We start from the raw sequence: 4,420 nt of genomic DNA, 5'->3' as shown, positions 1-4,420 counted from the left end.
GAATTTAAAATTTTATCGCTACGTAATTTTAAAATTTAGCCCTAAATTTGCAGCTAGCGCATTTTAAATTTTAAAATTTTACGGCTTGGAATTTTAAAATTTTGAACTTTGCAAAATTTCGTCCATAAATCCGTCATTAAATTTTAAATTTAGCTCCCACTTCATTTGCCACGCGTAAGCTTTTTGGGAATTTAGCTATAAGGCGCGCCATAAGTTCGCGATAAAACCGCGTAGTATTTGCCAAGATGAATTCCGTATGAATTAAAGAGGTGGCTTGCTAAATCAGAATTTCTCGCCTTGCAAAGGCGATCTTTGGGCTATAAATTTAAAAAGGCGGGCTATAAAGTCGCGGCGAGATGAGATTAGAATTTTATCCTCGAGGGCTCCATCGGCTTGCTGTAGAAGTAGCCTTGCATATATTTAATCCCCATCTCTTCTAAGATGATTGAAATTTCGTGGTTTTCTACGTATTCGGCGATGAGCTCGTAGCCCTGCTTGCGCGCGAAGTTAGCGATAGTTTCGACGATAGCGCGCGAGTTTTTGTCGTTTGCGATATTTTTGATGAGCGCTCCGTCGATCTTTATGTAATCCACGTCGAGCGTTAAAATTCTATAGTAGTTGGAGTATCCGCTGCCAAAATCGTCTATCGCGACCTTGCAGCCATAGTTTTTGGCTACGGCGATGAAGCTGCGTAGGCTCTCGTAATCGTCAAATTCCTCGCTTTCTAAAATTTCAATGAATAGATTTGAAGCATTTGGGCTGGATGCGAGCTTGCGCTCTAAAAGCTCCTTGATACCTTCGTTTGCGATGTCAAAATATGAAAGATTTATGCTAAAGCAAGTCCCTGCGAAGCGGTCTAGCAAGCGAAAGGCTTCGTTTATTACGACCTGAGTTAGCGGGATGTAGAGCGAGGTTTGCTTTGCGATATCGATAAACTCACCCGGGCAGCGCGTCTTGCCCGAACGATCGATTAGGCGGATTAGAATTTCATATACTAACGGGACATAATCACCGCCCTCGGTGCCGTAGGTGTTACCACTAGGATCGCGGTGGGTGATATCAAATATGGGCTGAACAAGCACAAAGACTTGATTTTTCTTGATCGCATTTTGAATGGTGTTGATCATAATCTGGTTTTGAAGATATTTTTCCTCAATCGCATTTGGGCGCGAGTAAAAGCCTACGTGCTCGTTTTTGCTCTGCGCCTCATACATCGCCATAACCGCCTGAAAGACCCTATTTGCGCCACCTGCTACGTCGGCACGCTCGCTTACGCCCATCGTGATATTTAAAGGCGCGGAGGCAAAGCCCTCGGTGGTATGGAGATTGAAAACTTTATCGGTGAAATATTTGTTTATGATCTCCACGTCGCGCGCGACATTTAGTCCCTCGTAAAATAGGCAAAACTCATCCGATTGGATGCGAAAGATACTGGCTTTAATCTCGTGCGATTCGATACACATCGCAAGCGTACGCGCAAAGGAGCGCAGAATTTCATTCGTCGTCTCCGCCTTGTAAAAAAGCCGCAAATTTGCAAAATTTACGATAGTGATGTAGATCGCTACGCCCGTTTTTTCGGCGTTTATTAGCTCATATAGCGCTGCTTCGTTGCCCTGGCCCGTAAGATGATCGATATAGACTTGATTGTTTAAGCTCTCCTTCGCGTTCGCAAGAGCTAGCTTCATAATCTCGCGCTCGCCGATGTCATGAGCGTAAAGCGCATATAGCGGCGGCTTGGATACAGAGGCGATATTTGCTAGTCTTAAGCTCACGTCGGCTAGCTCGCCGTTTTTACGAAGTAGGCGCGTATCTTTGGCGCTTTTATTTACTATCGCAGGAAGTTCGGTCCCTTTATCTTTGGGCATCAAAACTCCAAGATCGCTCCCTTGCAGCTCACTTTGTTCGTAGCCGCTTAAGCTAAGCGCGCTTTTATTAGCGTATAAAATTTTAAAGCTCTGATCTGCTAAAACTATCGCTTCGCCTGCCTCCTTGCATAGCGCGCGATAGGGCGCGAGGGCGCGTTTGCTACGCAAAGCATTGGAATTTATGATGTAAGTAAGCAGTAAAAACGACAAAAACACCGCCGTGTAAAGCATCGTCATTTGCATAAACGAGCCGTAGAATTCCTCGCTAGCGTAAGAAAATCGCTCGCGCAGACTTGCGAAACGCTCGTTGAGCAACGAGAGATTATCGCTTACGATGATATTTTGACGCTCGAAATTCCTTAAAATTTGCCGTGCGATTCCTATAAACGCAGCTTCGTCGGGGCTTGACGCATCTGCGCTTTCTAACGCGCTTTTTAAAGCAGATATTTCGGAGCGATTTTTATAGTTAAGCCCTAAAATTTGAGAGTAGAGATTTGCTCTTTGCGCATTTGCGCCGCTGGATAAAAATTTTTGCTGAAGACTTTGAAAAAGGATTAAATTCTGCGAATTTAAAGCCCCAAGCTCGTCCAAAAGCGAAATTTTATCGCTAAAAGCGCTTCCGATCGCGCGCACATCGCCGCTAAGTCCGATTTTATCGATGATTTTATCTTTTTGCAGAGCTTGCAGCACCTGATAGATGCCGCGCATATCGGCATTTGCGATCGAAAAGTCCCTTCTTGCGATCTTTGCATCAAATAATATATTTAAGCGGTTATCGGCGTTATCGATCAAAGCTAGCTCACGCGAAATCGTGCTAAATCTCGCTACATCTCTTAGCGACGAGAAATAATTCCCGGCGATGATTATGCCTAATATCATAATCCCCACCATCAAAGCCCACATTATCTTATCTTTCATCCTGCGCCTCCGTCATATCGCCTTTAAGCGTAGCTAAAAAGCTCATCAAAGCATCAAGCTCCCCATCGCTAAGATCGTATTTTAGCAGATCCTTTGCAATCTGCCGCACCGCAAGACGCAAATCCGTCTGCCCGTTTACGTAAGGCGCGGTTTGCGTGATATTGCGCAAGCTAGGCACGCGGCGCAGCTCAAATCCATCGGAAGTGAGCCTATGCCTAGGCGCATCCTCCTCTTCCGCGCTTGGGCGAATTTTAGTAAAGCTGCCGGTGCCTAGGCTAACGCCGTTGTGACATGCCGAGCATAGCCGCACAAAAAGCACATATCCGTTATATTCGGCATCATTTAGCTTAACCTCGCCGCGCAAAAATCGGTCAAATTTGGAATTTATCGCCGTTTTGGACTTTAAAAATTCCTTCAGCGCATCAATGAAGTTCGCCGTATTTGCCTCGCCGTAAGCACTTTCAAAAGCCTGCTTGTAGGCTAAATTCTTCCTGATAAGCTCTAAAATTCTATCTTCGCTCGCGTCCAGTTCATTCTTGTCAAAAACAGATGTCGCGATCCGCGCTTCAAAGCCCGCGAAATTATAATCGCCTAAGTAGCGATCAAAGTAATAAGAATTTATTAGCGTAGGCACGCGTCCGTCGCGCACCGAAGCGCCCGAATCGTTTAGATAGAAGTTATGGCAACTCTCGCAGGAGCGACCTTTGCGGCTAAATCTTACATCGGTAAAAATTTTTGCGCCCAGCCGCGCCTTTTGTGGGTCGTATTTAGGCATTTCAAGCGGCGTAAAAAGATTGCCGCAAAGCCCCAAAAGCGGCGCCAGGCTAAATATAAAACAGCTTAAAACTCGCTTCGATCTCATCGCTTATCATCCCGCCTTTAGCCCGCTTTTTCAAAATCTCCTCGATCTCGCGCTCGCTAGCCTTCGCGCCGTCCATATGTAGGTGCCACGCGGCGTTTTGCACCGCCTCTTGCAGGCTGCGTTTTTGCTCGCGCCTCTCGGTTAAAATTTCGCTTTTAAATTTGATGTCGCGCGCCCCGAGCAGCGCCTCAAACTTTTCGGCGGCGGTAGCAAGTCTTTTAGCTCCTATGCCGAAGCGCTCAAACAGCGGCGCCAGCATAGACGAATTGCGCTCGCTCGCCCAGTTTAGATAAATTTTTCGCTCGCCCAAAGCTAAAAACGCCTCAAAATCCCGCTCACTTTTAAGAGCGGGGCTCATAGTAAGAAACGCGATGTCAAAAACTGCGGGAATTTTAAAATTTTCACTCTCGCGGTTTTTGCTCACAGCGTCTTTTAAATTTAAAGCCTGCGCTTCTTGAGCTTTCGCATTTGAAATTTTACTTTGCGAGCGCGGATAAATTTTAAAATTTTTTCCCGCCACGCCTGCAAAGCCGCTTGAGCTCAGCCGCTCGCAAAACTCCGCAAAGCTTAAATTTAATACGTTTTGCAAAGGGATTCCAAACTCCTCCGCGCTGCGCCTTAGCTCACGCAGCATCCCCTCCGAGCTATCGATCGCCGTGACCTTGGCGCCCAGCGACGCAAGATAAAGCGAGTAAACCCCCGTACCGGCGCCCACGTCGAGCACGCTTTTGCCCGCAAAGCTCACCCCCCAGCCGCGCAGTATCTCAAACACCCG

At 46.6% G+C, this 4,420-nt stretch carries 3 protein-coding genes; all 3 read right to left on the bottom strand.

The features are described 5' to 3' along the window. Positions 1–362 precede the first annotated feature (362 nt). The gene (locus Q0372_RS06870; protein ID WP_298104172.1) at positions 363–2,783 is read right to left on the bottom strand and encodes a GGDEF domain-containing phosphodiesterase; all 2,421 of its coding nucleotides are present in this window, start codon (positions 2,781–2,783) and stop codon (positions 363–365) included. Next, complete coding sequence (locus tag Q0372_RS06865) at positions 2,773–3,645, bottom strand: cytochrome c peroxidase (protein ID WP_298104169.1); 873 nt, start codon at positions 3,643–3,645, stop codon at positions 2,773–2,775. Before Q0372_RS06865 ends, Q0372_RS06870 begins: the two co-directional genes overlap by 11 nt. Further along, positions 3,608–4,420, bottom strand: an 813-nt coding sequence (locus tag Q0372_RS06860; protein ID WP_298104166.1) for a class I SAM-dependent methyltransferase, incomplete at its 5' end; no start/stop codon positions are given. The genes Q0372_RS06865 and Q0372_RS06860, both read right to left, overlap by 38 nt.

Source organism: uncultured Campylobacter sp. (assembly GCF_937997405.1).
In the GTDB taxonomy this organism is placed as follows: domain Bacteria; phylum Campylobacterota; class Campylobacteria; order Campylobacterales; family Campylobacteraceae; genus Campylobacter_B.
The sequence above is the reverse complement of the archived record's forward strand: the minus strand, read 5'-3'. Positions and strand labels throughout refer to the sequence as shown.